The sequence below is a fragment of the Pseudomonas aphyarum genome (assembly GCF_028657055.1).
GTDB lineage: Bacteria > Pseudomonadota > Gammaproteobacteria > Pseudomonadales > Pseudomonadaceae > Aquipseudomonas > Aquipseudomonas aphyarum.
Window position 1 is genome coordinate 115,873 of sequence record NZ_JAMDGS010000015.1, and the last position, 25,623, is coordinate 141,495.

The following is a 25,623-nucleotide window of genomic DNA, read 5'->3' on the forward strand; positions in this document are numbered from 1 at the left end:
CAATCGCCACGGTCATTCAGGTCGACGTATAGCGCCAGACACATCGGTCGGCTCCCTCTCCCTCCGGGAGAGGGCTGGGGTGAGGGGGCTTTTGATCTTCTACCCAGAACCCCAGACACAACAAAGCCCGCACAAGGCGGGCTCTGTCCTGACTCGTTCCAGCCTTAAAAGCGAAACACTTCCATATCCGTACGAATCGGCGAAGCCATCGGAATCTTCGGCTGCTTCTCGGCTTCCGCCGCCGGTGCTGCCGGCTTCGGTGCCGGTTTGCGCGGTGCCTCGGCCACCGGTGGCTGATTGGCCAACGGCTTGAGCGCTACCGACAGCTGCTCGGCCAGACGCTGCAACAACACGCCTTGCGCCTGCACCTGTGCGGCGGTGGTGCCGGCATGCTGTTCCTGCAGATGGACGATGCGGTTATCGCGCACCTGGCCACGGCGGTCGATCAGACGCCATTGCGCATCGAGGATCGCCGGTTGCGACTGACCCGAGTCCAGACGCGTAATGGTCAACAGCACCTGCACGTCCGGGGTGAAGCCCACGGTGGCCGGCGCCAGCACGACACGCTGACTGTCCAGATGCCCGGCAACCTGACGCAACAGCAACTGATCGATGTCCGAAGACAGGCTACCGGCCCAGCGGCCATCGACCGAGGCTTGCAGGCTGCCGTCCGGTTGACGCTGCAACAGGGTTTCACGTTGCAGGTAATCGGCAACGATTACAGGGCCCAGCAAAACTGCCATGCCTGAGCTTTGCGCAGGCTGAGCCGGACTTCCGCTGTCCAGCTGATACAGCGACACCGGCTGGTGAACGCTGCAACCCGCCAGGCCAAGAACGCCGGCGAGCAGGAAAATAAGGGGGCGCAGAGAAGTCATCATCCCGTCCAGGTGGCCGCCACAAGGCTGACCACAGTGAAAATACTCAATAAATATGAAGAACGCTCGGCCACGCCGGCGCTTGGAAAGGCCATATCATCCGTGAATATGCGTTCCGACTCCAGCGCCAAAGCGCCGATCTACGGGTTAAATCGTAGATACGGCGCTCTAGGACGCCTAATTGAGGTTTTCGACGAGCAGCGCATCCACCCTCTGGAAGCCACGTGGCAGTTTGTTGCCACGGCGACCACGTTCACCTTTGTAGTGTTCGAGGTCGTCGGCTTTCAGCGACAAGGTGCGTTTTCCGGCCTGCAGCACCAAGGTGGCGCCTTCCGGAAGAACGGCGATGTCCGTGACATATTCTTCGCGACTGGCCACACGCTCACCGGAAATACCGATGATCTTGTTGCCTTTGCCCTTCCCTAATTGTGGCAGATCGCTGATCTTGAAGATCAGCAGGCGACCCTCGGTCGTCACCGAAGCCAGCCAGTTGTGCTCGCGGTCGGCGACCGGACGCGGCGCGATCACCTTGGCGTTGTTCGGCAGGCTCAACAGGGCCTTGCCGGCCTTGTTCTTGGCTTGCAGGTCTTCGCCTTTCACCACAAAACCGTAGCCGGCGTCGGAGGCGATCACGTACAGCGAGTCCTCCTCAGGCATCAGCACGCATTCGAATGTTGCGCCCGGCGGCGGCGTCAGACGGCCGGTCAACGGCTCGCCCTGGCCCCGTGCCGATGGCAGGGTGTGGGTGGCCAGCGAGTAACTGCGGCCCGTGGAGTCGATCACCACGGCGGACTGGTTCGAACGCCCCGCCGCCGAGGTCTTGAAGCCGTCACCGGCCTTGTACGACAGGCCGGTCGCATCGATCTCGTGGCCCTTGGCCGAACGGATCCAGCCTTTTTCCGACAATACGACAGTGACTTTCTCGTTCGGCAGCAGATCGTGCTCGGTCAGCGCCTTCGCTTCGGCGCGCTCGACGATTGGCGACCGACGGTCATCTCCGTAGGTTTCGGCATCTTTCAGCAGCTCGCTGCGAACCAGCTTCTTCAGCTTGGCTTCGCTGCCCAGCAGGGCTTGCAGCTTGGCTTGCTCCTTGAGCAGTTCGTCCTGCTCGTCGCGCAGCTTCATCTCTTCCAGTCGCGCCAACTGACGCAGACGGGTGTCGAGGATGTAGTCGGCCTGGATTTCGCTGAGGGCAAAACGCTCGATCAGCTTGGCTTTCGGATGTTCCTCGGTGCGGATGATATGGATCACTTCATCCAGGTTGAGGTAAGCGATCAGCAAACCGTCCAACAGGTGCAGGCGACGCTCGACCTTGTCGAGACGGAATTGCAGGCGGCGACGCACGGTCAGCACGCGGAATTCCAGCCACTCCACCAGCAACGCACGGAGGTTTTTCAGCTGCGGCTTGCCGTCCAGACCGATGATGTTGACGTTGACCCGATAGGTCGACTCCAGCTCGGTGCTGGCGAACAGGTGCTGCATCAGCGCTTCGTGATCGACGCGGCTGTTGACCGGGATGATCACGATGCGACAAGGGTTTTCGTGGTCGGATTCGTCGCGAAGATCGGCGATCTGCGGCGCTTTCGACGGTTTGGCCTGCATCAGCGCGGCGATCTGCTCCAGCACCTTGGCCCCGGAGACCTGATGCGGCAGCGCGGTGACGATGATATCGCCGTCCTCGACGTGGTACACGGCGCGCATGCGCACCGAACCCTTGCCGGTTTCGTACATTTTCAGCAGGTCGGCGCGCGGGGTGATGATTTCCGCTTCGGTCGGATAGTCCGGGCCCTGGATGTGTTCGCAGAGCTGTTCGACCGTGGCTTTCGGCTCGTCGAGCAGGCGCACGCACGCAGTGGCGACTTCGCGCAGGTTGTGCGGCGGCACATCAGTGGCCATGCCCACGGCGATACCGGTGGTGCCGTTGAGCAGGATGTTCGGCAAACGTGCCGGCAACACCAGCGGTTCCTGCAGGGTGCCGTCGAAGTTCGGGCCCCAGTCTGCGGTGCCCTGGCCCAGTTCGCTGAGCAGCACTTCGGAATAACGCGACAGCCGCGCTTCGGTGTAACGCATGGCGGCGAAGGATTTGGGATCGTCCGGCGCACCCCAGTTACCCTGACCGTCCACCAGCGTGTAGCGATAGCTGAACGGCTGGGCCATCAGCACCATCGCTTCGTAGCACGCCGAGTCGCCGTGCGGGTGGAACTTGCCGAGCACGTCGCCGACGGTACGCGCCGACTTCTTGTGCTTGGAATCGGCATCCAGCCCCAGCTCGCTCATGGCGTAGACGATACGCCGCTGTACCGGTTTCAGACCGTCGCCGATATGCGGCAAGGCACGGTCCATGATCACGTACATGGAGTAGTTGAGGTAGGCTTTTTCGGTGAAGTCAGCCAGCGACCGGCGTTCTACGCCATCTAAGCTGTCTGCAAGGTTGTCGCTCATGCGGGCCTCATCGGTTCGTTGTCTGGCGCAGCAGCATAGTGCCGCCGCGCTGAGTAAATTCAAGTTTGTTCAGGGCGCTCATGCCGAGCAGCACCTCATCGCCATGCAGACCGGGCGCCACCAGTGCGCGGACGTCCCGCAGCACGATGTCGCCCAGTTGCAGGCGGTCGATACGGGTGCGATAGCCCTGGCTCAGGCCATTGGCCGTGCTCAGGGTCACACCGAAACCTTCTTCCAGCCGGAGGTTTTTCGCCACCTGGGCCGGGATTGCCACGTCGGTCGCGCCGGTGTCGAGCATGAACTCCACCGGCTGACCATTGATCTGGCCACTGGCGACAAAATGCCCTTGGGCATTACTTGCCAGTTTCACTTCAATAAAACCGTCGCCCTGTTCCGAGCTGACCACCACATTCGGGTTCTGCTGGCGCTCTTCCCACTGGCCGAAAAACCGTGTGGCCAGAAACAGCGCCGCGCACCACGCCAGAATCATCAGCACCCGACCGGCGCGTTTGCCCGGCGGTTGCGGGCTCATGGCTTGGCGCTCCAGCCACCCTCTGGCGCGGCGAAACGCCAGATGATCGGGCGAACCTCGCCATCGGCGCGCGGGCCGAAATTGTTGTCAACACCGATCCAGGCACCTTGAGCATCGACCACCAGCGCCTCTTCCAGCCCGAAGTTCTGCGAATAACGCCGATTGGCCTGCAACAGCTCGGCCGCATACGACCAGCAGAGCTCGACCTTGGCTGTCTGCGCATCGCGGCGACAGATCTGGTACGCGTTGCGCTCAAGGGTAAACAGCTTGCCGTTGAACAGGGAGATATCGGAGAAATCCCGATTGACCGGACGGGCTTTCGGGAACTGCGGCGGTTGCATTTCCATCCCGCCCTCGCTGAGCAACACGCAGCGACCGTCACAATCCCACACCGTCTGCTGGCGCTTGATCAGCAACAAGCCACGGCTTTGCCGCTCGGCGGCCAGCCACATCTGATCGCCCGCCGGGTTGATCGCCAGACCTTCGAATATCGCGTTGAATTGCAGCAACATCCCGCTGGCCCGCGCTTCGCGCACCATCATCGGCGAGATTTTCAGCCACGACGACGGCCCCTGCGGCGGCACTTGCAACACAGCCGCGTGGGCTTCGCTGACGATGTAGCGATTGCCGGCGCTGTCGCAGGTGATCCCTTCGAAATCCAAGTCACCGCCACGAACGAACGACGCCGCCCAGGTGCGCGAACTGATGCCCCACGGCAAGCCGCTTTCCGGCACTTTCGGCGGATCGACGCGCACGGCCGTGGCCTGCCAGACCCGGTCGCGGATATCGAGACGGTAGATCTGATCATCGTCGCGGTCCGAAACGGTCCACAGGTCATTGCCGCACAAGGCCAGCCCCGACAGGTTGCCGCCGCGCATGCCTTCGACCGGGTGTTCGGCGAGCACGCGCAGCTCTTCTACAGGCTCCGCCGACGCCGTCATCGACCCCAGCAGCACCGCACCCGCCAAGACCCAGCCAAACCGCATCAGGCGAGGATCTCGGCGAGGTTGCCATAGGATTCGAGCCAGGTCTTGCGGTCGCCTGCGCGTTTCTTCGCCAGCAGCATGTCCATCATTTCCGAGGTCTCGGCGAAGTCGTCCCCGAGGGTCAACTGCACCAGACGGCGGGTGTTCGGGTCCATGGTGGTTTCACGCAGTTGCGGCGGGTTCATTTCACCCAGACCTTTGAATCGGGTGACCTGCGGCTTGCCGCGCTTCTTCTCGGCCACCAGACGGTCGAGAATCCCGTCGCGCTCGGCGTCATCCAGGGCGTAGAAAATCTCTTTGCCCAGGTCGATACGGTACAGCGGCGGCATCGCCACGTAGACGTGACCGGCATCCACCAGCGGGCGGAAATGCTGGACGAACAAGGCGCACAACAACGTTGCAATGTGCAGACCGTCGGAGTCGGCGTCGGCGAGGATGCAGATCTTGCCGTAGCGCAGCTGGCTCATGTCCTCGGCGCCCGGATCGACACCGATGGCCACCGCGATGTTGTGCACTTCCTGGCTGGCCAGCACTTCGCTGCCGTCGACTTCCCAGGTGTTGAGGATCTTGCCGCGCAACGGCAGGATCGCCTGGAATTCCTTGTCCCGCGCCTGTTTGGCCGAACCGCCGGCGGAATCACCTTCCACCAGGAACAGCTCGGAACGCATCGGGTCCTGCCCGGCGCAATCGGCCAGTTTGCCCGGCAATGCCGGCCCCTGAGTGATGCGCTTGCGCTCGACCTTTTTGCTCGCCTTCAGGCGGCGGCCGGCGTTGCTGATCGCCAGTTCGGCCAGCGCCAGACCGGTTTCCGGGTTGGCGTTGAGCCACAGGCTGAATGCGTCCTTGACCACGCCGGAAACGAAGGCCGCCGCTTCACGGGACGACAGACGCTCTTTGGTCTGGCCGGAGAATTGCGGTTCCTGCATCTTCATCGACAGGACAAAAGCGATGCGCTCCCAGACGTCTTCCGGCGCCAGCTTCACGCCGCGCGGCAGCAGGCTGCGGAATTCGCAGAACTCGCGCATCGCGTCGAGCAGGCCCTGGCGCAGGCCGTTGACGTGGGTGCCGCCCTGCTCCGTCGGTATCAGGTTGACGTAGCTTTCAGTGACCGAGGTGCCGCCTTCCGGCAACCACAACAGCGCCCACTCGACCGCTTCCTTGGTGCCGGCCAGGTTGCCGCAGAACGGCGCGTCCGGCAGGCGCTCGAATTCGCTGACCGCGTCTACCAGGTAGGAGCGCAGGCCATCTTCGTAATGCCACTCGACCTTTTCGCCAGTGCCTTTGTCTTCGAAGCTGATCAGCAGCCCCGGGCACAGAACAGCCTTGGCCTTGAGCACGTGCTTGAGGCGGCTGATAGAGAATTTCGGCGAATCGAAGTATTTCGGGTCCGGCGCGAAATACACGCTGGTCCCGGTATTGCGCTTGCCGACGGTGCCGATCACTTGCAGATCGGTGGCCTTGAACCCGTCGGCGAAGGTCATTTCGTATTCGTTGCCGTCACGCTTGACCCGTACCCGTACCTGGGTCGACAAGGCGTTGACCACGGAAATACCCACCCCGTGCAGACCGCCGGAGAACTGGTAGTTCTTGTTGGAAAACTTGCCGCCCGCATGGAGCTTGGTGAGGATCAGCTCAACGCCCGAAACCCCCTCTTCCGGGTGGATGTCGACCGGCATGCCACGGCCGTCGTCGCAGACTTCCAGCGAGTGGTCGGCGTGGAGGATGACCTGGATCGATTTGGCGTGGCCGGCCAGGGCTTCGTCGACGCTGTTGTCGATGACTTCCTGGGCAAGGTGGTTCGGCCGACTGGTGTCGGTGTACATGCCGGGGCGTTTGCGCACCGGGTCGAGGCCCGAGAGGACTTCGATGGCGTCGGCGTTATAGGAGCTAGCGCTGGGAGTGGCCATAGGGTCTCGTCGTCAGTGATTCAATGAAAATGGGGCAAGACTTCACAGTGTGGTGAAATCGATTGCCTGATAGGTATCGGCGCCAATCCCGGCAAAGCTGAGCAATGCCGGCAATTGTGTAACAAATCCCTGGAAACTGTGGTCGCCGCCGGCCTGAATGCGCAAGGCACAGGCCCGGTAATACTGCTGGGCAAGGCGATAATCCAGCGTTTCATCCCCGGTCTGCAACCATACCTGATAACGCTGCGGATCCTGTGGCGCCGGCACTTCCAGCTCGGCCAGGGCCGTCACGTGGTCGTGGGTCAGCTCCCAGGTTTCGTCGGTGTACAGGTTTTTCTGGGTGCCCAGGTATCCGTCGAACATCCGGTGCGGACTGACGGCCGGGTTGACCAGCAGGGCTTTCAGGCCATGGCGCTCGGCCAGGTGAGTCGCATAGTAGCCGCCGAGCGAGCTTCCCACCAGCAATGGCCGGCCGAGTTCGGCGATTGCCTGTTCCAGCTGACCGATGGCTTGGCGCGGGTGATGGTGCAGCGCCGGCACACGCAGTTGATCGCTCAAACCCAGCCGCTCCATCACCTCGACCAGCTGACAGGCCTTCTTCGAGGCCGGCGCGCTGTTGAAACCATGGATATAGAGAATCGAACCGGACATTTGAGCTCCCTGGGCGTCGGCTGAAGAAAGCGGAGTTTACAGGGAGTCGAGGGGTGTTGGGCCAGCACCCGAGGAAATCAGCGCTGCGCCCTTTGATCAGTAACCGTCGGAGCCGTAATCAACAGTGAACCGGAAACCGGTGACACGCTCCACACCGGTCTCGATCCGCCCATCCGGCAACAATCGCAACCAGCGATACCCCGGTGCCTGTTCGCCGACCTTGAAGTCTTCGCTGCCTGGCTCGAACTGGATGCAGGTCGACGGCGACGCCATCAGCCTTACGCCGTTGCGCTCGCGGTTGATTTCCTGATGCACATGGCCCCACAGCACCGCGCGGGCCTGCGGGAAACGGTCGAGCACGTCGAAGAACGCTTCCGGATTGCGCAAGCCGATCGGCTCCATCCAGGCGCAACCGATCGACACCGGGTGATGGTGGAAGCACACCAGATGATGGCGATCCGGCGCTTCGCTCAGGGAGCGGGCGAGCAGCTGCAGTTGGTCATCCTGCAAATACCCCGGCACCGATCCGGGCACTGCCGAATCGAGCAGGGTCACGCGCCAGTTGCCGACATCCACAACAGACTCCAGCAGCGCGCTCTTCACAGTCGCCTGAGCCATGATCTGCGGTTCGTCGTGATTGCCGGGAATCCAGCGGGCCGGCGCGTCGATTTGTGCCGTCATCTGGCGGAATTGCTGATATGACTCCAGCGTACCGTCCTGGGACAAGTCGCCGCTGGCAACGATCAGGTCGATCCGCGGTTGCTGTTCGAGCACCAGCTCGATGACTTTTTGCAGGCTCTCGCGGGTGTTCATGCCCAGCAGCGTTCCGTCCGCCTCGGCGAACAGATGACTGTCAGAGAGTTGCACCAGCAACGCCGTGTCGGCGGTGGTCAAAGTCGATACGCTCGGCAAGGCGTTCTCCCCCGGGATCGCGGGACTGGAAAGGTGCGGCAATTATGCGGGGGGACAGCGCAAAGAGAAACCGGCGAACCGGACGCAGTTCACAACTTGCGGTGGTTATCGGACCGCCGCGTATTCGTGCCCGCACGCCAGACAATGACTCAGCCATTCGCCCAGGAACAGATTGAGCTGGGCCTTTTCGTCCGGCTGATGCATGGCCGCATTCGGGTAAGGATAGACGCCGCGAAAACGTCGCGCATGCTCGGCGCTGATCACCTCGGCCATGCGCGCGTCGTGATAGACCTGCACTTCCAGTTGCGGCACCGGCAGCCACGGCAGGCTGTGTTCCTGACGCACCTGGAGGGTCGTGGTGTACGGACAGGCCTGCAGCACTTCCAGCGTCAGCACGCCGAGCATCTGGTCGCCCTGGGTCACGGCGATGCGCCGCGCTTCTGGGTCGCTGCGCATGTCCGGCAACAGTCGCATCAGGCGCGCGTAGTTCGCCTCGCAGGCGGCTTGCAGGCCCACGAGGTCGACGCGGTAGCGATCGCGCAGCTTGTTTACGACCATAGCCCCCTCACTTCGGCGCGATTGAGCGCCAGCCACTGCAAGGCGATGATGCTCGCCGCATTGGCAATCCGTCCGTCACGTACGGCCTGCAAGGCATCTTCAAAGGCCCAGACCGTGACGCGAATATCTTCAGCTTCTTCCTCCAGCCCATGCAGGCCGCCCGCGCCTTCGGTGCTGCAACGCCCCAGATACAAATGTACGAATTCGTTGCTGCCGCCCGGCGATGGAAAGTATTTGGTCATCGGCCACAGGGCCTTGATGTCCAGCCCAGCTTCCTCCTGTGCCTCGCGGTGAGCAACTTCTTCCGGCTGTTCGTCCTTGTCGATCAGACCGGCGACCAGTTCCACCAGCCACGGGTTGTCCGCCTTGCCCAGAGCGCCGACGCGAAACTGCTCGATCAGCACCACTTCGTCGCGCTGCGGATCATAGGGCAGCATGCACACGGCATCGTGGCGCACGAACACTTCACGATTGATTTCGCGGCTCATGCCACCGGCGAACAGTTCGTGGCGCAAGTGCAGACGGTCGAGCTTGTAGAAGCCCTTGTAGCACTGCTCGCGTCGCACGATATCGACGGCGGTCGGAATGGCTTTGGCAAAATCGGTCATGAGCATCCTCTTTACTGCAAATCCAATACGAGGCGCCTTACCTGCGACCTCGACTTCGCGCCATCCTAACGCGCCGGTGACGTTTGATGCAGCCCCTTTACTGTCAGCGGGATAGACGGTGGAGGCGAAACCCACTCTAATTAGCTTAGTGGCGAACTGACCGCTTCGTTGAGAGTCGAAGCGGTAACTTTTTGCCTTCCCCTGCTTCAGAAAGGACGCCCATGTCGCTTTTCAAAATTGCCTCCGTGGCCGCCATCGCCCTGACCCTGGGCGCCTGCGCCAGCCTGTTCCAGCCCAACCTGCGCACGCCGCTGGAAACCACCCGCGACGCCTCGGAAACGCTGAAACCCGGTTGCTCCAACCCGGACTGCCCGCTGGTGAACATCGATACGTTGCGCTTCCCGGCAGAACCGGCGCTGGACGGCATCATCGAAAAACGCCTGCTGCAAATGACCCGCACCGCACCGAACGCGCCGGTAGCGCCGACACTGGCAGCGTATCGCGACCAGTTCCTGGCCAACGCCGGCCCGCGCAACAGCAGCTATTTGCAGGCGAAAGTACGCGAGCAGCATGACGGTCTGGTGATCATCGAAACGTCGAGTTACCTGGACACCGGCGGTGCCCATGGCACACCGGGACGTGGTTTCATCAACTATTCGCGTCAGCAGCACAAAGTGCTGACCCTGGCGGATATGTTGCTGCCAGGTCAGGAAGAGGCATTCTGGAAAGCCGCGCAAGTGGCGCACAACAGCTGGCTGATCAGCACCAAGCTCGATCAGGAACCGGAGTTCGTGAAGAGCTGGCCGTTCGTCAAAACCCCGAACGTGGCGCTGACCTACGGCGGCGTGATCCTCAAGTACGACGTGACCACCATCGCGCCTTATGCGCTGGGCCACGTCGAACTGAAGATCCCTTACCCGCGCCTGAACGGCATTCTCAAGCCCGAGCTGTTTCCCGGCCGTAACTGAAAGCCCGACCGAGCACCAGTTGCAGCAGCCCTGCCAGCACCAGCGCCGGCAGGGTCGCGCCGACATCCGGATACAGATTGGCCAGCAAGTGATAGGTACTGATGCCACCCAGCCAGGCCAATAGTGCCGGCCAGCGCAACGCGGCCGATGCCACCTGGGCACTGCGCTTGCGCAGGATGAAGTGATCCACCAGCACCACGCCGAACAGCGGCGCAAACACCGAACCGATCAGCAGCAGGAAGTTCTGGTATTGCGCCAATGGCGCGAGCAAGGCGATCAGGGTGCAGATCACACCGATGGCCAGCGCCAGATGCTCGACTTTCAGACGCAACAGAATCCCGCTGGAAACCGCTGCCGAGTGAATGTCGGCGAAAGCGTTTTCCGACTCGTCCAGCAGAATCAGCAGCAGCGGAATGCCCAGACCCGCGCCAGCCAGTGCCAGCAGCAGCGCGTTGACTTCACCGCTCGGCGCGAAGGCCAGGGTGTAGGCCACGCCGAGGCTCATCAGCCAGAAGTTGCCGATGAAGAAACCGATCGCCGTGCCGCCGAACACGTTCTTCGCCCGCTGGCCGAAACGCGAGTAGTCGGCGATCAGTGGCAGCCACGACAGCGGCATCGCAATCGCAATGTCGAAGCCCACGGCGAGCGACATCGAGCCATCACCGGCCTGTGCCCACAAGGCGGCAAGATCAGCCTTGGCGAACAGGTTCCAGGTCAGCCAAATGCACGCGGCCAGAATCAGCCAGATGCCCCACTTGCGCAGGATCTTGCGCACAAACGTCAACGGCCCGCTGATCGCGAGCAAGGTCGCCAGCGCACCGAAGCACAAAGTCCACAGCATCGGACTGGCCCACAGCGAACCTTCGCTGAATGCGCGGGTGCCGAGCAGGCTGGCGGCATCGCGCATGACGATGATTTCGAACGAACCCCAACCGATCAGTTGCAGCAGGTTGAGCAGCGCCGGCAGGCTCGCGCCTTTGCTGCCGAGGCTGAGCTTCAGCGCCGCCATCGACGACAGGCCGGTGTCGCTGCCGATCACGCCGACGGCAGCCAGCAACAGGACGCCGACCAGGGTGCCGAGGAAGATCGCCAGCAGCGATCCCGACAGGCCCAGACCCGGCGCCAGCAATGCACCGGTCTGCAAAACCATCAGGCCGATGCCGAGGGAAAACCACAGGGAAAACAGATCGCGACCGCCGAATACACGCTTGTCGGCGGGCACGGCGAGGTCGGGGGAATAAGTACCGGGTTGAATGCTCAAGGGTGTTATCTCAGAGGGACATTTGTTGTTTTTTTGATCGCCATCGTCGGAACGCCGCCCGGGGCAAGCCCGCTCCCACAGAATCCTCGCTGAACACAAATCCTGTGGGCAACGCAAAACACTGTGGGAGCGGGCTTGCCCGCGATGACGGCGGCGCGAGCGCCGCCGGACTCAGGTCAGATCAAACTTTCTTGTACAGCTGACTGCCTTCCTTCTTGAACCGCTCGGCCTGTTCCGCCAGGCCCTGGGCGACGTCCACGTCGACCGCGTCGATCCGCTGGTTGGCCGCGTATTCGCGGACTTCCTGAGTGATCTTCATCGAGCAGAATTTCGGCCCGCACATCGAACAGAAATGCGCGACCTTCGCCGAATCCTTCGGCAGGGTTTCATCGTGATACGAACGGGCGGTGTCCGGGTCCAGACCGAGGTTGAACTGGTCTTCCCAACGGAATTCGAACCGCGCCTTGCTCAAGGCGTTGTCGCGGATCTGCGCGCCCGGATGCCCCTTGGCCAGGTCCGCCGCGTGGGCGGCGATCTTGTAGGTGATGATCCCGGTCTTCACGTCATCCTTGTTCGGCAGACCCAGGTGTTCCTTCGGCGTCACGTAGCAGAGCATCGCGCAACCGAACCAGCCGATCATCGCCGCACCGATGCCGGAGGTGATGTGGTCGTAACCAGGTGCGATGTCGGTGGTCAGCGGGCCGAGCGTGTAGAACGGCGCCTCGTCGCAGCACTCCAGCTGCTTGTCCATGTTCTCTTTGATCAGCTGCATCGGCACATGGCCCGGGCCTTCGATCATGCATTGCACGTCGTGCTTCCAGGCGATCTTGGTCAGCTCGCCAAGGGTCTCCAGTTCGCCGAATTGCGCTTCGTCGTTGGCGTCGGCAATCGAGCCCGGACGCAGGCCGTCGCCCAGCGAGAAGCTGACGTCGTAGGCCTTCATGATTTCGCAGATTTCGTCGAAGTGGGTGTAGAGGAAGTTCTCTTTGTGGTGCGCCAGGCACCACTTGGCCATGATCGAACCGCCACGGGACACGATGCCGGTCACGCGTTTAGCGGTCAGCGGCACATAGCGCAGCAACACGCCGGCGTGGATGGTGAAGTAGTCGACGCCCTGCTCCGCCTGCTCGATCAGTGTGTCGCGGAATAGCTCCCAGGTCAGGTCTTCGGCGACGCCATTCACTTTTTCCAGCGCCTGATAAATCGGCACGGTGCCGATCGGCACTGGCGAGTTACGGATGATCCACTCGCGGGTTTCGTGGATGTGCTTGCCGGTGGACAAGTCCATCACGGTGTCCGAGCCCCAGCGAATGCCCCAGGTCAGTTTCGCCACTTCTTCTTCGATGGACGAACCCAGCGCGCTGTTGCCGATGTTGCCGTTGATCTTCACCAGGAAATTACGGCCGATGATCATCGGTTCCAGTTCGACGTGGTTGATGTTGGCCGGAATGATCGCGCGGCCCCGGGCGATTTCTTCACGCACGAACTCAGGGGTGATTTCTTTCGGGATGCTCGCGCCGAAGCTGTGGCCGGCGTGCTGCTGCTTCAACAGACCGGCAGCGCGGGCCTCTTGCAGCTTCATGTTTTCGCGGATGGCGACGTATTCCATCTCGGCGGTGATGATGCCTTTACGGGCGTAGTGCATCTGGCTGACGTTGGCCCCGGCCTTGGCGCGGCGCGGGTTGTTGACGTGGGCGAAGCGCAGCTTGGTCAGCTCCGGATCGGCCAGACGCTCCTGACCGAAATTCGAACTCAGGCCTGGCAGGCGCTCGGTGTCGCCACGGTCGTCGATCCACGCCGAACGCACGTCGCCCAGACCTTTGCGCACGTCGATCACCACGTTCGGATCAGTGTACGGGCCGGAGGTGTCGTAGACGGTGACCGGCGCGTTGATTTCGCCGCCGAAGTCGGTCGGGGTCACATCGAGGGTGATTTCGCGCATCGGCACGCGGATGTCCGGGCGGGAGCCCTGAACGTAGACTTTTTGCGAACGGGTGAACGGTTGAACCGACTGCTCGTCGACCTTGGCCGAGTCACTCAGGTTGATCGCGTTTTTAGATTTTGTAGTCATCACGGGCTCTCCAGACAGCATCCAGGCAGTGGATTGTCGGAGCAGAACCTGAAAGGCACGGACGCACCAGGACTGGTGCTGTGCATCGTCGTCGAGCGTTCGATTGTCGAACAATATCCCGGACGAAGCACAAGAGGACTCGCCGGGTGACGAGAAATCTTGTTCCCTACGCAGGCGCTAACCTGATCAGGTTCAACGGGATCCGAAATTATTCGATCTCAGCCTCATAGCAAGGCACCCCGACAAGAACCCGGCCAGTCTAGACACAACCGGCAAAGAACGCCAACACCGCTGCAAACACCATGATGAATGGCGCAATTGGCAGATTGTTGCCTGCCGCCTGCGCAACTACACTCGCTACGCCATGCTGCGCCTTGACGCTGCATGGGCCGCGCCTTACCTTTGGCGCCCGGATTATTTCCATAATATTCATGCTAGGGATCGCCTCATGCTGCGCAAACTCTCACTGGCTGTCGCCGTGTCTTGTGCGTCCACCACAACGGTCTGGGCAGCAGAAGCGCCTTTATCGACCAGGACTGATCTGGTCAGCGTCTATCAGGAAGCGGTCGACAACAACGCCGACCTGGCCGCCGCCCGCGCCCAGTACGGCGCGCAGAAAGAAGTCGTGCCCCAGGCCCGCGCCGGGCTGCTGCCGAACCTGTCCGGTGGCGCCCAGGTCGCCAATGTCCGTACCGACATCGATCAGCCGTCGGCCGTCGCCAACCGCAGCGCCCAGTCGTATCAGGCGACCCTGGCGCAACCGCTGTTCCGCGCCGATCGCTGGTTCCAGTACCAGGCCGCCAAGGACGTCAACGAGCAGGCCGCGCTGCAACTCTCGGCCACCGAACAGAACCTGATCCTGCAGACCGCCGAGAGTTACTTCAACGTGCTGCGCAGCCAGGACAACCTGGCCTCGACCAAGGCCGAGGAAGCCGCGTTCAAACGCCAGCTCGACCAGTCCAACGAGCGCTTCGATGTGGGCCTGTCGGACAAAACCGACGTGCTGCAATCGCAAGCCAGTTACGACACCGCACGCGCCAACCGGATCGTCGCCCAGCGTCAGGTCGATGATGCGTTCGAAGCGCTGATCACCCTGACCAACCGTCAGTACAACTCGATCCAGGGCATCGTCCACACGTTGCCGATCCTGCCGCCGGCGCCGAACGACGCCAAGGCCTGGGTCGATACCGCCGCGAAACAGAACCTCAATCTGCTGGCCAGCAACTACGCGGTCAGCTCCGCCGAGCAGACCTTGAAACAGCGCAAGGCCGGCCACCTGCCGACTCTCGACGCCGTGGCGAAGTACGAGAAAGGCGACAACGATTCGTTTGGCTTCAGCAACCCGAATGCTTTCGGCACGCCGTATGGCGGCAACGTCGAACAACGCACCCTGGCGTTGCAGGTGAACATCCCGATCTACAGCGGTGGGCTGACCAGCTCCCAGGTGCGCCAGTCTTACGCGCAACTGGATCAGACCGAACAGCAACGTGAAGGCCTGCGCCGGCAGATCGTCGAGAACACCCGCAACCTGCACCGCGCGGTGAACACCGACGTCGAGCAGGTACAGGCGCGCCGCCAGTCGATCATCTCCAACCAGAGCGCAGTGGAAGCCACGGAAATCGGTTATCAGGTGGGGACGCGCAACATCGTCGACGTACTCGACGCCCAGCGTCAGCTGTACACCTCGGTGCGCAACTACAACAACACCCGCTACGACTACATCCTCGACAACCTGCGCCTGAAGCAGGCGGCGGGGACGTTGAACCCGGGTGATTTGCAGGATCTGACCCGCTACCTGAAGGCCGACTACAACCCGGACAAGGATTTCCTGCCGCCGGATCTGGCCAAGGCTGCGGAAGCCCAGCTCAAGGCCCGGCCTTAACAACGTAAATATTGACCGTAGCAGCCCCTAAATGGATCCTATTTAAGGGCTGCGAAGTTTTAAACGTTAGTGTCGGACACAGCAACTTCCTTTGTAACTGAGAGGTTTTTATTACACTCACTCACCTCATCTCGTCCTCCTACAGTAAACTAGACCTAACTAAAAACTGCAGCCCCTGCAGAAAAGCAACAATCCAAACCACAAGAATAATCCGACGCCGTACTCGACAACACATCTTCTGGATGATTTCCAGTTACACACCAAACGCCAACTTCTGGATGGCATCGACTTTGTATTAAACATAATAAAAATAATATTTTAGGACCAAAAGGCATTAACACTGGATTAGTCGACTGGCTGAGCAAGCTGACTACCTGCTCCAGCTGCCCAAAGGTCAGTTCTGGATCATCAACTTTATAAAATATAGTTTTACCATCATCAGCAGACCTAAATAGCAGCTCTTCATTATTTTTGAGTACCATTGGTAGATACTCTTTTACCGGTGATTCCGGAACAAAAACCCACTGATCATATGGTTCGAAATATTCTGAAGCCCCTTCAGCTTTAAATGGCTCATATCCTAAACCCAATATCAAACTTGTAGGTTTTGAATCAGCATAAGACCATCCAGAAAAATCACCATGAACAGCCTCAATACTCTCATTTGCGCTTATATCCAACGGAGGGAGAGAATACTGAGCAATCGTGTAATTGACTCGTAATTTCACTTCAACACAGTTCGACGCAGCGAACATTGCTGACATAAACTCCGCCATACAGTGGCGAGACATACAAGAAATATCTACCAAGATGGAAAGCCGGCCATGCTTAGCTAGCGAAACTTCAGAAAAAATACCGGCCAACTCTTTAACATCGACTATAGAAAAACCCAGTTCTCCTGGAACCTGGCCACCCCATTGTTCACTTTGACAAACAACAATTTTCCTTTCACAAAAGCTATCCATTTTAGTAGCGTAATCTATAGATCGCTTTTCTGAGTTAAAAAAAGCTAAAAATATATCGTAGGTGGCGTCGCCATGCTCATTAGAATTCCAATTCACTAACGTTTCTAGATTCATAACAACCTCAAAAAAGATCTATTTGCTCTTTAATATTAGATCTTGGCAACTCAGCAGCCACACTCAAAACTTCCACCCGTTTCTTATTTACCGGCTCCTTTATAGCTTTTTCTTTCAATGCAGAACTCAATCTTAACTGCTTATTGGCGCGCAGTGGTAAAAAGAACAATGGTGCCAGCCGATAACAAATCCGTACTTTCCTATCCTGAAGTGCCCGACCACCCAAAAGCAAGCTTGAGTCATCAGAAGACGTCGGATCAATAATTACTAAAGCGCCGAGATGAATGCAAGTCTCAATCAACTCACCATAGTTCTCCGCCGCATCCCTATCAACAACAAATGAAAGGGAGGGATCTGCGGCGAAGGAACCTTCATAAATTTTTGCATTAAGGTACTTCGCCAAACCTTCAATAAAACTGAATATCGTTACATTTTTTGAGGCCACCTTACCTACTGGGTATACTTTTAGCATCGACATAAATCGTCTGGCAAAAGATTCGATGGCCGAGTTTTGTACGCCAGGCTGCCTTATACTTGAAGCTTTAGTCTTTGCTTCGGCAGCCAATGTATCGGAAAGATTTAGAATCCAGCGAGGATTACCTTCGGTAAGATCTAGCAGATTCGGAAACCCATAATATGGTTGGTTTGAAATTTTTGAGCGACGTACTACAGAGTTCTCATCCCAGCTTTTTAAAACGTGGTTACGAAAATAAACCAAAGGGGCGATTTTTCTAACCAATGGGCCATTAGTTGCATCATCGGAAGTAGATAGTTCTGATATTAAAATATTCTTTTTATTTAAAAAATCTCTAAAAGAAGAATCCTTTTTTGACAACTCGGAAAACTGCTGTCGTTTTTGCTCGAGTGACAATTTACCTTCAGCCGCTTCATCCTCAGCACTCTTTGACCATTCCAAAGCATCTTCTATTGCTTCAGAAGCCTCAACTAATCCTCTCGAAACTAATGAAGCTTTAAGAAGCCTACTAGAAAAAATCCTAATCTGGTCTCTATCAGTATGCCAAAGCCTAATAATTTTAAAATCGTTCCCTGGTGTAGGGTCGGAGGCATCAAGCTTCGAGAGCAGCTCAGTTTTTGTTCCAGTAGGACTTATCGAGTACTTAAATAACAAGTTTGCAAATGTTGAACGAAGTGGCGCCGTTATCAAATGCAACAGCTCTTCGGGAACAATCTCTAGCTCATCAACAAGCAATGCCCACTTTTGAGACTGACAACCGAAAGTATCATTGACCGTTTCAACCGCATTCCCCAGCGCATCGAGCCAACTAATACCAAGAAACCTGTTCTCCAAAAGCAAGGAATCGACTGAGTTACCACTTTTTAACGCTAATGCTATTCTCGGAAGCAATGTCTGGCAAAATCGAAGTTCATGCTTTAGAGCTTTAAACGAAGGAATCGCCACTTCGACCCCCCAAATTCTTGAAAGCGCTTTGACCGTATCGGCTTCCTCATTTCTCGAGATAGAATTTGTATCAGTACTTGATGAATTCACTTCACCTAAAGCAATTGCTTGCTCCAGAGTATCAATAAAAGAAATACAAACCGACCCAGTAAATGCGGCCTCACACAGCATTGAGCGTTCCGCTCGTGAAACAATCCCATCAAGCTTTATAGCGAGTTGCTTAGCCCATCTGATATCAGCAGGCACAAATACCCCGATAAAATCAATGGTTCGGCTATCAAGATAGTTAATCTCTTTCCACTTCTTTAGTGCTTGTACCTGTAGCATTTTTAAAAGCGTGGTTTTTCCACTACCACGAGCACCAACTAGCAGACAATGACTATTATCTAACAACTGATCAAATTGCGGAGGTGGAATAAAGGCTGCTGCCACCTGCACAGATGTCAAGTGTCGAGCGTTGAAAGTTTCATTTGATGCAATATTTAGTTCATTCATTGTAATGATAGCTGCTCAGGAAACCAATGATGTTGCTCCGTCAACCCTTTAACCTTTAGTTTTCCAAGAGCAAGCTTTAATGACTTAATATCACTAGGCGTTAGATAGCTCAGCGCTTTTATCTGAGCTTTCAATTCAGCCCAAGTACACCAAGGAGCGTCCTGCGGAATGGTATCCCTTATCAAGACAGCCAATTGAGGTATATCTATTTTCTTGCTTAAATCGAAACCGCAAAAATTTGGTAGTCCCTGGGTTTCATCGACAACCGGCTTCCACTCAGTCAGGTCCCAGTAAAAGGAATTAAAGCTTGCCTTTAATCTTTCCTCACCGATCGCATCCAGTCCTACTTCAAGATCAATAATGTAGAATTGATTTTTTGTTTTCGTCGCAACAGCGCCTTTCAACCCTGCACCGAAACTTCCTGCACCGAATATCATTGGAGACCGATCGGAATCCCCAATCCTTACTAGTCGCTGAAAGTGTTTATGCCCGTGAATGACTAACCAGTCTAGCCCCGTATCCTCCAATATACGAAGAAACTTAATTCCGTTGAACATTGGCTCCCTGCCAAGCTCTACATCTGGTTCTTCATGGTTATTTGGAGGATGATGAATCAGCACAAAACGGAAAGCCTTTCCTTCAGCGACGTCTTTTAAATTCTGCTTCATTTCTTCAAGAGCAGACTCGCCAACCCGCCCGCGCTCAAATTCATTCGCAAGTTGAGTCGTATGAAAATGGCATGAATTGACAATTAGGACAATCCAATTCTCACCAACTAAAGTTTCATAACCTCTCCCCCAATAAACCCAGCGCTGATGAGCCTCGGTAAATACAGTGGGGTAATTCTTTGTCTGAAGTAGGTGTTCTTGCGGATCAACATGTAATTCTACGTTACCGGGCGTTTTGTTAATTTCTGCCGATCGGGAAATAATTTCATGATTCCCTGTTGACGCAATTAAGTATTCCGCCCCCAAGGATTGTGTAAGCCTATTCAAATCCCCCCAGCCGGATGTAAAGCTTTCAACACACGCCTTTGTTGTGATATCTCCAGGACACATCACTAAGTCAACACCACGGAAGTCTCCCTTTGATAGAAATCCGGATAGTCGCTCCATGGGATCAATTTTGTTACCGTTCGAACAGACCTCTGGCTTGGGGCTTGAGCCCCCATCCTTGACATAATGAAGATCCGTTATAACTGCAATACGTAATTTTTTATTATCCATTGTCGAAATTCTTAATTAGAACCTCATTAACGATCATTCTTCCCTTAGAGAAGCCAGATACACTTCTCCCCACTGAAACAGTCTCAATTCTCCATTCAGAAAACACTTCTCTAATCAATGGAATATCTGCATATGAAAGCAGTATTTTTGCCCCTCGCTCCGAAGCCCTTAGCAAAGAGCGATGCAACCTTTCAATATCCACTTCGGCAAACTTAACTTGCCCGTACTCCCCGCGATCCTTAACATTTCTACCAGCATAAGGAGGGTCCAAGTAAATAAAATCGTTAAATCCCGCCTTATTTATGACTCTTTCAAAATCGCTTTTTTCAAAAGTAGCATTTTTTATAAAACGACTGAAATCCATTACTTCACAAGCAGAAGGCACACTACTTAACTTAGAGCCATACGGTACGTTGAACATTCCTTTTTGATTTGTTCGATAAACACCATTAAAGCAATGCCTATTTAGATAAAAAAACCGAACAGCCCGCTCTTTCCTTGTCAAGGCCTCAGGATTAAGCCCCCTCACTCTATAATAATTTTCTTTTGAGGATTCGAGCTTCGCAAGCTCATCGGAAATATATGTCGGACTTACTTTCACAACATTGTAAAAATTTATCAACTCTTCATTGATATCTGAAAGTATTGCCTTAGAGGGAGGAAGCTCAAGAAATAAACTTATCGACCCACAAAACGGCTCAATATATCTATCAAAATTTAAAGGCACGCTTTTTTTTATGACAGGAATAAGCTTTTTTTTGCTTCCAGCCCATCGAATTAGTGCGCGCTTAGGGGTCTTCATTTGGTTTCTGATTCTTAAAATTGCAAAACGTTAAGCTCAAGAAGCGCCCCCTAATGGAACTTTGCGATAAACCGCACTTTTCATGAGCACTCTCTTCAAAAATACAATACATCAGCGAGCGTTACGAAAACTGACTTATACAGATTTCCGTGAATTCATGCGAATAGCTTTAGATCAGTGCACTTTAAAGGTCAAGATAGCTTCGTGGTTAGTAACAAATCCAGGCCATCAAGCAAGCGCTGCAACGCGCCCTGATTGCGGCGCATCACGCTCAGCCCGGCGTCGGCCATGCGCTGTGCGTCGCGCGGCAGTTCAAACAGACGCTGCACTTCTGTCGCCAGCCCTTCGGCATCATCCACTTCGGCCAAGGCTCCGGCGCTGCGCAGTTGCGCGGCGATGTCGAGGAAGTTGAACAGGTGCGGGCCGCTGATCACCGGTTTCGCCAAGGCTGCCGGCTCCAGCAGATTGTGTCCGCCGTTGGGCACCAGACTGCCGCCGACAAACGCGCTGTCGGCCAGGGCATAGAGAAACAGCAATTCGCCCATGGTGTCGCCGAGCAGCACCGAAGTCTGCGCATCGACGCTCACGCCAGTGGAACGACGCACCGTGGCGAAACCTTCACGCTGGCACAACTCGAACACCGAGTTGAAACGCTCGGGGTGACGCGGCACCAGAATCAGCAGCGCATCGGGATGGTTGGCCAGCAAACGACGGTGAGCGTTCAGCACCACCTCGTCTTCGCCTTCATGGGTGCTGGCAGCGATCCACACCGGGCGCTCCAGCGCCTGCCATTGGCCACGCAGTTCAGCAGCGCGTTGCAGCAGTTGCGGGTCGATGGTCAGGTCGAACTTGATCGAGCCGGTGACTTCGACCGTCTCCGGGCGCGCGCCGAGATCGCGGAAACGCTGGGCTTCGGCTTCGGTCTGCACGGCGAACAGGCTCATCTCGGCGAGCATCGGCGCGGTCAGTTTGCTGAACCGGCCATAGCCTTTGGCCGAACGCTCGGACAGGCGCCCGTTGGCCAATGCCACCGGAATCCCGCGTTTGGCGCATTGGTGAATATGGTTGGGCCACAGTTCAGTTTCCATGATCACCGCCAGTTTCGGCTGCACGCGATCCAGAAAACGCGCCGCCGCGCAGGGCAAGTCGTAGGGCAAGTAGCAGTGCTGGATGCGTGGTTCGTTGGCGAACATCGCGTGGATGCGCTCCGAACCGGTCGGCGTCATGCAGGTCACGGTGATCGGCAGCTGTGGATAACGTTGCAGCAGCGCACGGATCATCGGCGCGGCGGCGATGCTTTCGCCCACCGACACGGCGTGAACCCAGATGCCGCCCGGTTGCAGCGTCGGCATGCCGTAAGAGAAACGTTCACCAATCCGCTTGGCATACGCCGGCGCCTTGCGCGAGCGCAGCCACAGCCGAATCGCCACCAATGGCAGCCCCAGATAAAACAGCGCGGTGTAGAGAGTTCTATTCATGGCGGCGGAGTTTATCGGCTTTTGCCGCCGATCGCCCGCAGGTGTATGGCAAATCGCTCCGCCAGCCAGCGAGCGGCCGGCCCCAGCGGTTCGTCGCGGCGCCAGACCAGTTCCACCACCAGTGCCGGCGGTGTCCATTCGCTGTCGAGCTCCACCATCAGGCCCTGGTACGCCGAGTACTGCACCACATGGCGCGGCAGCCAGGCCCAGCCGAGGTCACGCACCAGCCATTCAGCCATCACGTAGAAACTGTCGGCGCGCCACACCTGCGGACTGGCCGGTTCGCTGCCGGGATAGACGCTGCTCTGAGTCGACATCAACAGTTGCCGATGCTGAGCAAGTTGCTGGCAGTTGACTCGGGATTGCGCGGCCAGCGGATGATTGATGCCGCAGACCGTGACCATTTCCACGCTGCCCAGCACCCGGCGCTCCAGCGCTTCGGGAATTTCGTCGTGATAGAACAGCAGCCCGAGATCGGCCCGGCGCTCCACCAGTTTGCGCGAAACTTCACCCTGGGCGGCGCTGGTCAGCTGGACTTCAAGACTGGGAAACTGTTCGGCCAGTGCGCCGAAACTTTCCACCAGCGCCTGATAAGGCATCGCCTCGTCCTGGGCCACCCGCAGCTGCGCTTCCTGCCCGCGCATCATGGCCACGGCCCGTCCGTTCAGACGCTCGCATTGGCGCAACACTTCACGCGCCTCTTCCAGCAAGGCTTCACCCGTTTCGGTAAGACTCGGCTGGCGACCACTGCTACGCTCGAACAGACTGACACCGAGATCGTCCTCGAGCATGGCAATCGCGCTGCTGATCGCCGACTGCGCCTTGCGTTGCTGACGCGCCACGGCGGAAAACGAACGCTGTTCGGCCACCGCGACGAACACCCGCAACTGCTCCAGATTCCACTGCATGCTCATCGGCCAACCCATCTTGTAAACAGATAGGTAATGACTTTACCCCATCTGGGGAGTCACTAGAATGCCGCCTCAGAAAGCAACGCTACACACGAGGATTTGAACATGAACGCTTACGTCTACCTGGCCATCGCCATCTGTGCCGAAGTGATCGCGACCGTTTCGATGAAAGCCGTCAAAGGCTTCAGCACGCCTTTGCCACTGGTGCTGGTCATCGTCGGCTACGCCATTGCATTCTGGATGCTGACCCTGGTGGTACGCAGCGTGCCGGTGGGCGTGGCCTACGCGGTGTGGGCCGGCATGGGCATCGTGATGGTCAGCGTCGCGGCGCTGTTCATTTATGGGCAGAAGCTGGATGTCCCGGCGATGCTCGGGATGGCGCTGATCGTGCTCGGCGTGGTGGTGATTCAGCTGTTCTCGAAAACCGCCGGCCATTGATCCTGAGACGAGCCCTTGCAGGCACTCGCTCCTGTAAGGGTTCATGCATTCTCTCTGTTGATCATCGACAAATCCCCTTTTCCCCGAGTCTGTATACTGCGCCCTCGTCTTGAACACTGAGGTCGTTGCATGCCATCTCCAATTTCCACCGACGTGCTGATTGTCGGCGCGGGTGTCGCCGGTCTCTGGCTGAACGCGCGCCTGCGTCGCCAGGGTTTCTCGACCGTGCTGGTGGAAAGCGCCAGCCTCGGCGGCGGGCAGAGTGTGAAGTCCCAGGGCATCATCCACGGCGGCGCCAAGTACGCGCTGCACGGTGCGCTGACCGGCGCCTCGGAAGCCATCGCCGACATGCCGCGTCGCTGGCGTGAAGCCCTGGCCGGCAACGGTGAACTGGACCTGACCGGCGTGCGCCTGCTGTCCGAAGCCCATTACCTGTGGTCGCCGGGCACCCTGGCCGGCAACCTCACCAGTTTCTTCGCCAGCAAAGCGGTGCGTGGCCGGGTCGATCAGGTCAAGGGCGATCAACTGCCACCGGCCCTGCAAGACAAGCGCTTCAAGGGCAAGGTCTACCGCCTCGCCGAACTGGTGATCGACGTGCCGAGCCTGATCCAGCGTCTGGCCGACCTGTCGGGTGACGGCTTGCTCGCCGGCCAGACCATCGAGCCGTTGCTGGAAAGCGGCGTGCTGGTCGGCCTGAAGGTCGATGGCCGCGAGATCCGCGCCCAGCGCATCGTGCTCAGCGCCGGTGCCGGTACTGCCGACCTGCTGACTGCTTTGGGCCTGACTCATCCGGCCATGCAACGCCGACCGCTGCACATGATTATCGCCAAGGGCCCGGGCCTGAAGCCGCTGTACGCGCACTGCCTCGGTGGCGGCACCAAACCGCGCATTACCGTGACCACTCACCCGGCCGCTGACGGCCAGTGGGTCTGGTATCTGGGCGGCGACATTGCCGAATCCGAAGGCGTGGCCCGTGAGCCGGCTGAGCAGATCGCCACCGCCCAGAAAGAGCTCGGTCAGTTGTTGCCGTGGATCGATCTCAGCACCGTGCAATGGGCGACCCTGCGCGTCGATCGCGCCGAACCGCTGCAAACCGGCCTGACCCGTCCGGACAACGCCTTCCTCGCAGAAGAGGGCCGCCTGCTGGTGGGCTGGCCAACTAAACTCGCCCTGGCGCCGGACTTCGCTGATCGCGTGATCGCGTCCCTCGAACGCGACGGCATCCGCCCAAGCCACCCTGCCCCGCTGCCAGAATTGCCAAAACCACCGATGGGCGTTCCCGCCTGGGAGCAATTGCTGCCATGAGCCTGCCGACCCTGCACGATCTGCATCGCCCGCTGGGCAGCACCGGCCTGCTGGTTTCACCGCTGGGCCTGGGCACCGTCAAACTCGGCCGCGACCAGGGTGTGAAATATCCCAACGGCTTCCAGATCCCCGACGATGACGCCGCGCGCATGCTGCTCAAGCAGGCCCGGGAGCTGGGCATCAACCTGATCGACACCGCGCCGGCCTATGGCCGCAGCGAAGAGCGCCTCGGGCCGCTGCTGCGTGGCGAGCGTCAGGACTGGGTGATCGTCAGCAAGGTCGGCGAAGAATTTGTCGACGGCCAGTCGACCCACGATTTCAGCGCCGCTCACACGCGGATGTCGGTGGAGCGCAGCCTGCAACGTCTTGAAACCGATTTTATCGATCTGGTGCTGGTGCACTCCGACGGCAACGATCTGGCGATTCTCAACGACAGCGAAGTCTACGCAACCCTCGCGGCACTCAAGGCCGAGGGCAAGATTCGCGGCTTCGGCTTCTCCGGCAAAACCGTCGACGGTGGCCTCAAAGCACTGGAGCAAGGCGACTGCGCCATGGTCACCTACAATCTGAACGAACAAAACGAGAAGGCGGTCATTGACTATGCTGCTGCCCACGGCAAAGCCATTCTGGTGAAGAAGGCGCTGGCCAGCGGTCACGTGTGCCTGAGTCCCGGTGTGGATCCGGTGCGCGCCAGCTTCGAATTGCTGTTCGCCCAGCCCGGCGTGGCCAGTGCCATCGTCGGGACGATCAATCCGCTGCACCTCGCCCATAACGTTGCGACCGTTGCCCAGGTCCTTCGTGGTCACTGACGCCGCC

22 protein-coding genes and 1 riboswitch are annotated in these 25,623 nt (G+C 58.1%); of the genes, 5 read left to right on the plus strand and 17 right to left on the minus strand.

Annotated elements, in window-relative coordinates; genetic code table 11:
- Positions 1-164 precede the first annotated feature (164 nt).
- The 9 genes from M5G18_RS23545 to M5G18_RS23585 form a co-directional block, all read right to left on the minus strand.
- A complete protein-coding gene (locus M5G18_RS23545; protein ID WP_007952202.1) occupies positions 165-875 on the minus strand; it encodes a PqiC family protein in 711 nt (236 codons plus the stop codon).
- Between the two features lie 177 nt (positions 876-1,052).
- Entirely contained in the window at positions 1,053-3,317 is a 2,265-nt protein-coding gene (gene parC / locus M5G18_RS23550) for a DNA topoisomerase IV subunit A (protein WP_273897042.1), read from the minus strand.
- Between the two features lie 7 nt (positions 3,318-3,324).
- Positions 3,325-3,849 (minus strand): retropepsin-like aspartic protease family protein, encoded by a 525-nt coding sequence (locus M5G18_RS23555; RefSeq protein ID WP_273897041.1) that lies wholly within the window; start codon positions 3,847-3,849, stop codon positions 3,325-3,327.
- A complete protein-coding gene (locus M5G18_RS23560) occupies positions 3,846-4,835 on the minus strand; it encodes an esterase-like activity of phytase family protein (RefSeq protein WP_273897040.1) in 990 nt (329 codons plus the stop codon). The genes M5G18_RS23555 and M5G18_RS23560 overlap by 4 nt, the downstream gene beginning before the upstream one ends.
- On the minus strand, positions 4,835-6,742 hold the full coding sequence (parE, locus tag M5G18_RS23565) for a DNA topoisomerase IV subunit B (RefSeq protein ID WP_273897039.1): 1,908 nt from the start codon (positions 6,740-6,742) through the stop codon (positions 4,835-4,837). The genes M5G18_RS23560 and parE overlap by 1 nt, the downstream gene beginning before the upstream one ends.
- Positions 6,743-6,784: 42 nt before the next feature.
- Positions 6,785-7,393 carry a YqiA/YcfP family alpha/beta fold hydrolase gene (locus tag M5G18_RS23570; RefSeq protein WP_273897038.1) on the minus strand — a complete coding sequence of 203 codons (609 nt, stop codon included), beginning with the start codon at positions 7,391-7,393 and terminating at the stop codon, positions 6,785-6,787.
- 96 nt (positions 7,394-7,489) lie between these two features.
- On the minus strand, positions 7,490-8,305 hold the full coding sequence (cpdA, locus tag M5G18_RS23575) for a 3',5'-cyclic-AMP phosphodiesterase (protein WP_273897037.1): 816 nt from the start codon (positions 8,303-8,305) through the stop codon (positions 7,490-7,492).
- A 105-nt stretch (positions 8,306-8,410) separates the two neighbouring features.
- Positions 8,411-8,863, minus strand: coding sequence for a DUF1249 domain-containing protein (locus M5G18_RS23580; protein ID WP_007952222.1), 453 nt, complete (start codon positions 8,861-8,863; stop codon positions 8,411-8,413).
- Positions 8,854-9,471, minus strand: coding sequence for an NUDIX domain-containing protein (locus M5G18_RS23585; RefSeq protein WP_007952223.1), 618 nt, complete (start codon positions 9,469-9,471; stop codon positions 8,854-8,856). The genes M5G18_RS23580 and M5G18_RS23585 overlap by 10 nt, the downstream gene beginning before the upstream one ends.
- Positions 9,472-9,692: 221 nt before the next feature.
- Between M5G18_RS23585 and M5G18_RS23590 the strand changes: the two genes are divergently transcribed.
- Positions 9,693-10,439, plus strand: coding sequence for an RsiV family protein (locus tag M5G18_RS23590; protein WP_273897036.1), 747 nt, complete (start codon positions 9,693-9,695; stop codon positions 10,437-10,439).
- On the opposite strand, the gene cytX is transcribed toward M5G18_RS23590, so the two are convergent.
- Both cytX and thiC read right to left on the minus strand, forming a co-directional pair.
- A complete protein-coding gene (gene cytX, locus M5G18_RS23595) occupies positions 10,408-11,700 on the minus strand; it encodes a putative hydroxymethylpyrimidine transporter CytX (RefSeq protein WP_273897035.1) in 1,293 nt (430 codons plus the stop codon). The two genes, M5G18_RS23590 and cytX, sit on opposite strands and share 32 nt — an antisense overlap.
- Positions 11,701-11,881: 181 nt before the next feature.
- On the minus strand, positions 11,882-13,771 hold the full coding sequence (thiC, locus tag M5G18_RS23600; RefSeq protein ID WP_011332157.1) for a phosphomethylpyrimidine synthase ThiC: 1,890 nt from the start codon (positions 13,769-13,771) through the stop codon (positions 11,882-11,884).
- 146 nt (positions 13,772-13,917) lie between these two features.
- A riboswitch (TPP riboswitch) is annotated at positions 13,918-14,023 on the minus strand.
- 196 nt (positions 14,024-14,219) lie between these two features.
- Here thiC and M5G18_RS23605 point away from each other — a divergent pair.
- Positions 14,220-15,653: a TolC family outer membrane protein gene (locus M5G18_RS23605; protein ID WP_179692872.1), complete on the plus strand. Its 1,434-nt coding sequence runs from the start codon at positions 14,220-14,222 to the stop codon at positions 15,651-15,653.
- A gap of 155 nt (positions 15,654-15,808) precedes the next feature.
- Here M5G18_RS23605 and M5G18_RS23610 read toward each other — a convergent pair whose 3' ends face one another.
- The 6 genes from M5G18_RS23610 to M5G18_RS23635 form a co-directional block, all read right to left on the minus strand.
- Positions 15,809-16,732 (minus strand): hypothetical protein, encoded by a 924-nt coding sequence (locus M5G18_RS23610; protein WP_273897034.1) that lies wholly within the window; start codon positions 16,730-16,732, stop codon positions 15,809-15,811.
- A 7-nt stretch (positions 16,733-16,739) separates the two neighbouring features.
- Positions 16,740-18,647 carry an ORC-CDC6 family AAA ATPase gene (locus tag M5G18_RS23615; protein ID WP_273897033.1) on the minus strand — a complete coding sequence of 636 codons (1,908 nt, stop codon included), beginning with the start codon at positions 18,645-18,647 and terminating at the stop codon, positions 16,740-16,742.
- On the minus strand, positions 18,644-19,873 hold the full coding sequence (locus M5G18_RS23620) for a metallophosphoesterase family protein (protein WP_273897032.1): 1,230 nt from the start codon (positions 19,871-19,873) through the stop codon (positions 18,644-18,646). Before M5G18_RS23620 ends, M5G18_RS23615 begins: the two co-directional genes overlap by 4 nt.
- Positions 19,866-20,675: a DNA adenine methylase gene (locus tag M5G18_RS23625; RefSeq protein ID WP_273897031.1), complete on the minus strand. Its 810-nt coding sequence runs from the start codon at positions 20,673-20,675 to the stop codon at positions 19,866-19,868. The genes M5G18_RS23620 and M5G18_RS23625 overlap by 8 nt, the downstream gene beginning before the upstream one ends.
- 191 nt (positions 20,676-20,866) lie before the next feature.
- A complete protein-coding gene (gene waaA, locus M5G18_RS23630) occupies positions 20,867-22,153 on the minus strand; it encodes a lipid IV(A) 3-deoxy-D-manno-octulosonic acid transferase (protein ID WP_273897030.1) in 1,287 nt (428 codons plus the stop codon).
- 11 nt (positions 22,154-22,164) lie between these two features.
- Positions 22,165-23,067, minus strand: coding sequence for a LysR family transcriptional regulator (locus M5G18_RS23635; RefSeq protein ID WP_273897029.1), 903 nt, complete (start codon positions 23,065-23,067; stop codon positions 22,165-22,167).
- A gap of 102 nt (positions 23,068-23,169) precedes the next feature.
- On the opposite strand from M5G18_RS23635, the gene M5G18_RS23640 reads away from it, so the two are divergent.
- From M5G18_RS23640 to M5G18_RS23650, 3 genes are all read left to right on the plus strand, one after another.
- On the plus strand, positions 23,170-23,502 hold the full coding sequence (locus tag M5G18_RS23640; RefSeq protein WP_085608473.1) for a DMT family transporter: 333 nt from the start codon (positions 23,170-23,172) through the stop codon (positions 23,500-23,502).
- A gap of 129 nt (positions 23,503-23,631) precedes the next feature.
- Positions 23,632-24,807: an NAD(P)/FAD-dependent oxidoreductase gene (locus tag M5G18_RS23645; protein ID WP_273897028.1), complete on the plus strand. Its 1,176-nt coding sequence runs from the start codon at positions 23,632-23,634 to the stop codon at positions 24,805-24,807.
- Positions 24,804-25,616 (plus strand): aldo/keto reductase, encoded by an 813-nt coding sequence (locus tag M5G18_RS23650; RefSeq protein WP_039766580.1) that lies wholly within the window; start codon positions 24,804-24,806, stop codon positions 25,614-25,616. The genes M5G18_RS23645 and M5G18_RS23650 overlap by 4 nt, the downstream gene beginning before the upstream one ends.
- Positions 25,617-25,623: the final 7 nt, after the last annotated feature.

What these genes read in the sequence shown, in the direction of transcription:
- M5G18_RS23545 (WP_007952202.1), bottom strand. Translation starts at nt 875, where the DNA reads ATGACTTCTCTGCGCCCCCTTATTTTCCTGCTCGCCGGCGTTCTTGGC.
- parC (WP_273897042.1), bottom strand. Translation starts at nt 3,317, where the DNA reads ATGAGCGACAACCTTGCAGACAGCTTAGATGGCGTAGAACGCCGGTCG.
- M5G18_RS23555 (WP_273897041.1), bottom strand. Translation starts at nt 3,849, where the DNA reads ATGAGCCCGCAACCGCCGGGCAAACGCGCCGGTCGGGTGCTGATGATT.
- M5G18_RS23560 (WP_273897040.1), bottom strand. Translation starts at nt 4,835, where the DNA reads ATGCGGTTTGGCTGGGTCTTGGCGGGTGCGGTGCTGCTGGGGTCGATG.
- parE (WP_273897039.1), bottom strand. Translation starts at nt 6,742, where the DNA reads ATGGCCACTCCCAGCGCTAGCTCCTATAACGCCGACGCCATCGAAGTC.
- M5G18_RS23570 (WP_273897038.1), bottom strand. Translation starts at nt 7,393, where the DNA reads ATGTCCGGTTCGATTCTCTATATCCATGGTTTCAACAGCGCGCCGGCC.
- M5G18_RS23580 (WP_007952222.1), bottom strand. Translation starts at nt 8,863, where the DNA reads ATGGTCGTAAACAAGCTGCGCGATCGCTACCGCGTCGACCTCGTGGGC.
- M5G18_RS23585 (WP_007952223.1), bottom strand. Translation starts at nt 9,471, where the DNA reads ATGACCGATTTTGCCAAAGCCATTCCGACCGCCGTCGATATCGTGCGA.
- M5G18_RS23590 (WP_273897036.1), top strand. Translation starts at nt 9,693, where the DNA reads ATGTCGCTTTTCAAAATTGCCTCCGTGGCCGCCATCGCCCTGACCCTG.
- thiC (WP_011332157.1), bottom strand. Translation starts at nt 13,771, where the DNA reads ATGACTACAAAATCTAAAAACGCGATCAACCTGAGTGACTCGGCCAAG.
- M5G18_RS23605 (WP_179692872.1), top strand. Translation starts at nt 14,220, where the DNA reads ATGCTGCGCAAACTCTCACTGGCTGTCGCCGTGTCTTGTGCGTCCACC.
- M5G18_RS23610 (WP_273897034.1), bottom strand. Translation starts at nt 16,732, where the DNA reads ATGAATCTAGAAACGTTAGTGAATTGGAATTCTAATGAGCATGGCGAC.
- M5G18_RS23615 (WP_273897033.1), bottom strand. Translation starts at nt 18,647, where the DNA reads ATGAATGAACTAAATATTGCATCAAATGAAACTTTCAACGCTCGACAC.
- M5G18_RS23620 (WP_273897032.1), bottom strand. Translation starts at nt 19,873, where the DNA reads ATGGATAATAAAAAATTACGTATTGCAGTTATAACGGATCTTCATTAT.
- M5G18_RS23625 (WP_273897031.1), bottom strand. Translation starts at nt 20,675, where the DNA reads ATGAAGACCCCTAAGCGCGCACTAATTCGATGGGCTGGAAGCAAAAAA.
- waaA (WP_273897030.1), bottom strand. Translation starts at nt 22,153, where the DNA reads ATGAATAGAACTCTCTACACCGCGCTGTTTTATCTGGGGCTGCCATTG.
- M5G18_RS23635 (WP_273897029.1), bottom strand. Translation starts at nt 23,067, where the DNA reads ATGAGCATGCAGTGGAATCTGGAGCAGTTGCGGGTGTTCGTCGCGGTG.
- M5G18_RS23640 (WP_085608473.1), top strand. Translation starts at nt 23,170, where the DNA reads ATGAACGCTTACGTCTACCTGGCCATCGCCATCTGTGCCGAAGTGATC.
- M5G18_RS23645 (WP_273897028.1), top strand. Translation starts at nt 23,632, where the DNA reads ATGCCATCTCCAATTTCCACCGACGTGCTGATTGTCGGCGCGGGTGTC.
- M5G18_RS23650 (WP_039766580.1), top strand. Translation starts at nt 24,804, where the DNA reads ATGAGCCTGCCGACCCTGCACGATCTGCATCGCCCGCTGGGCAGCACC.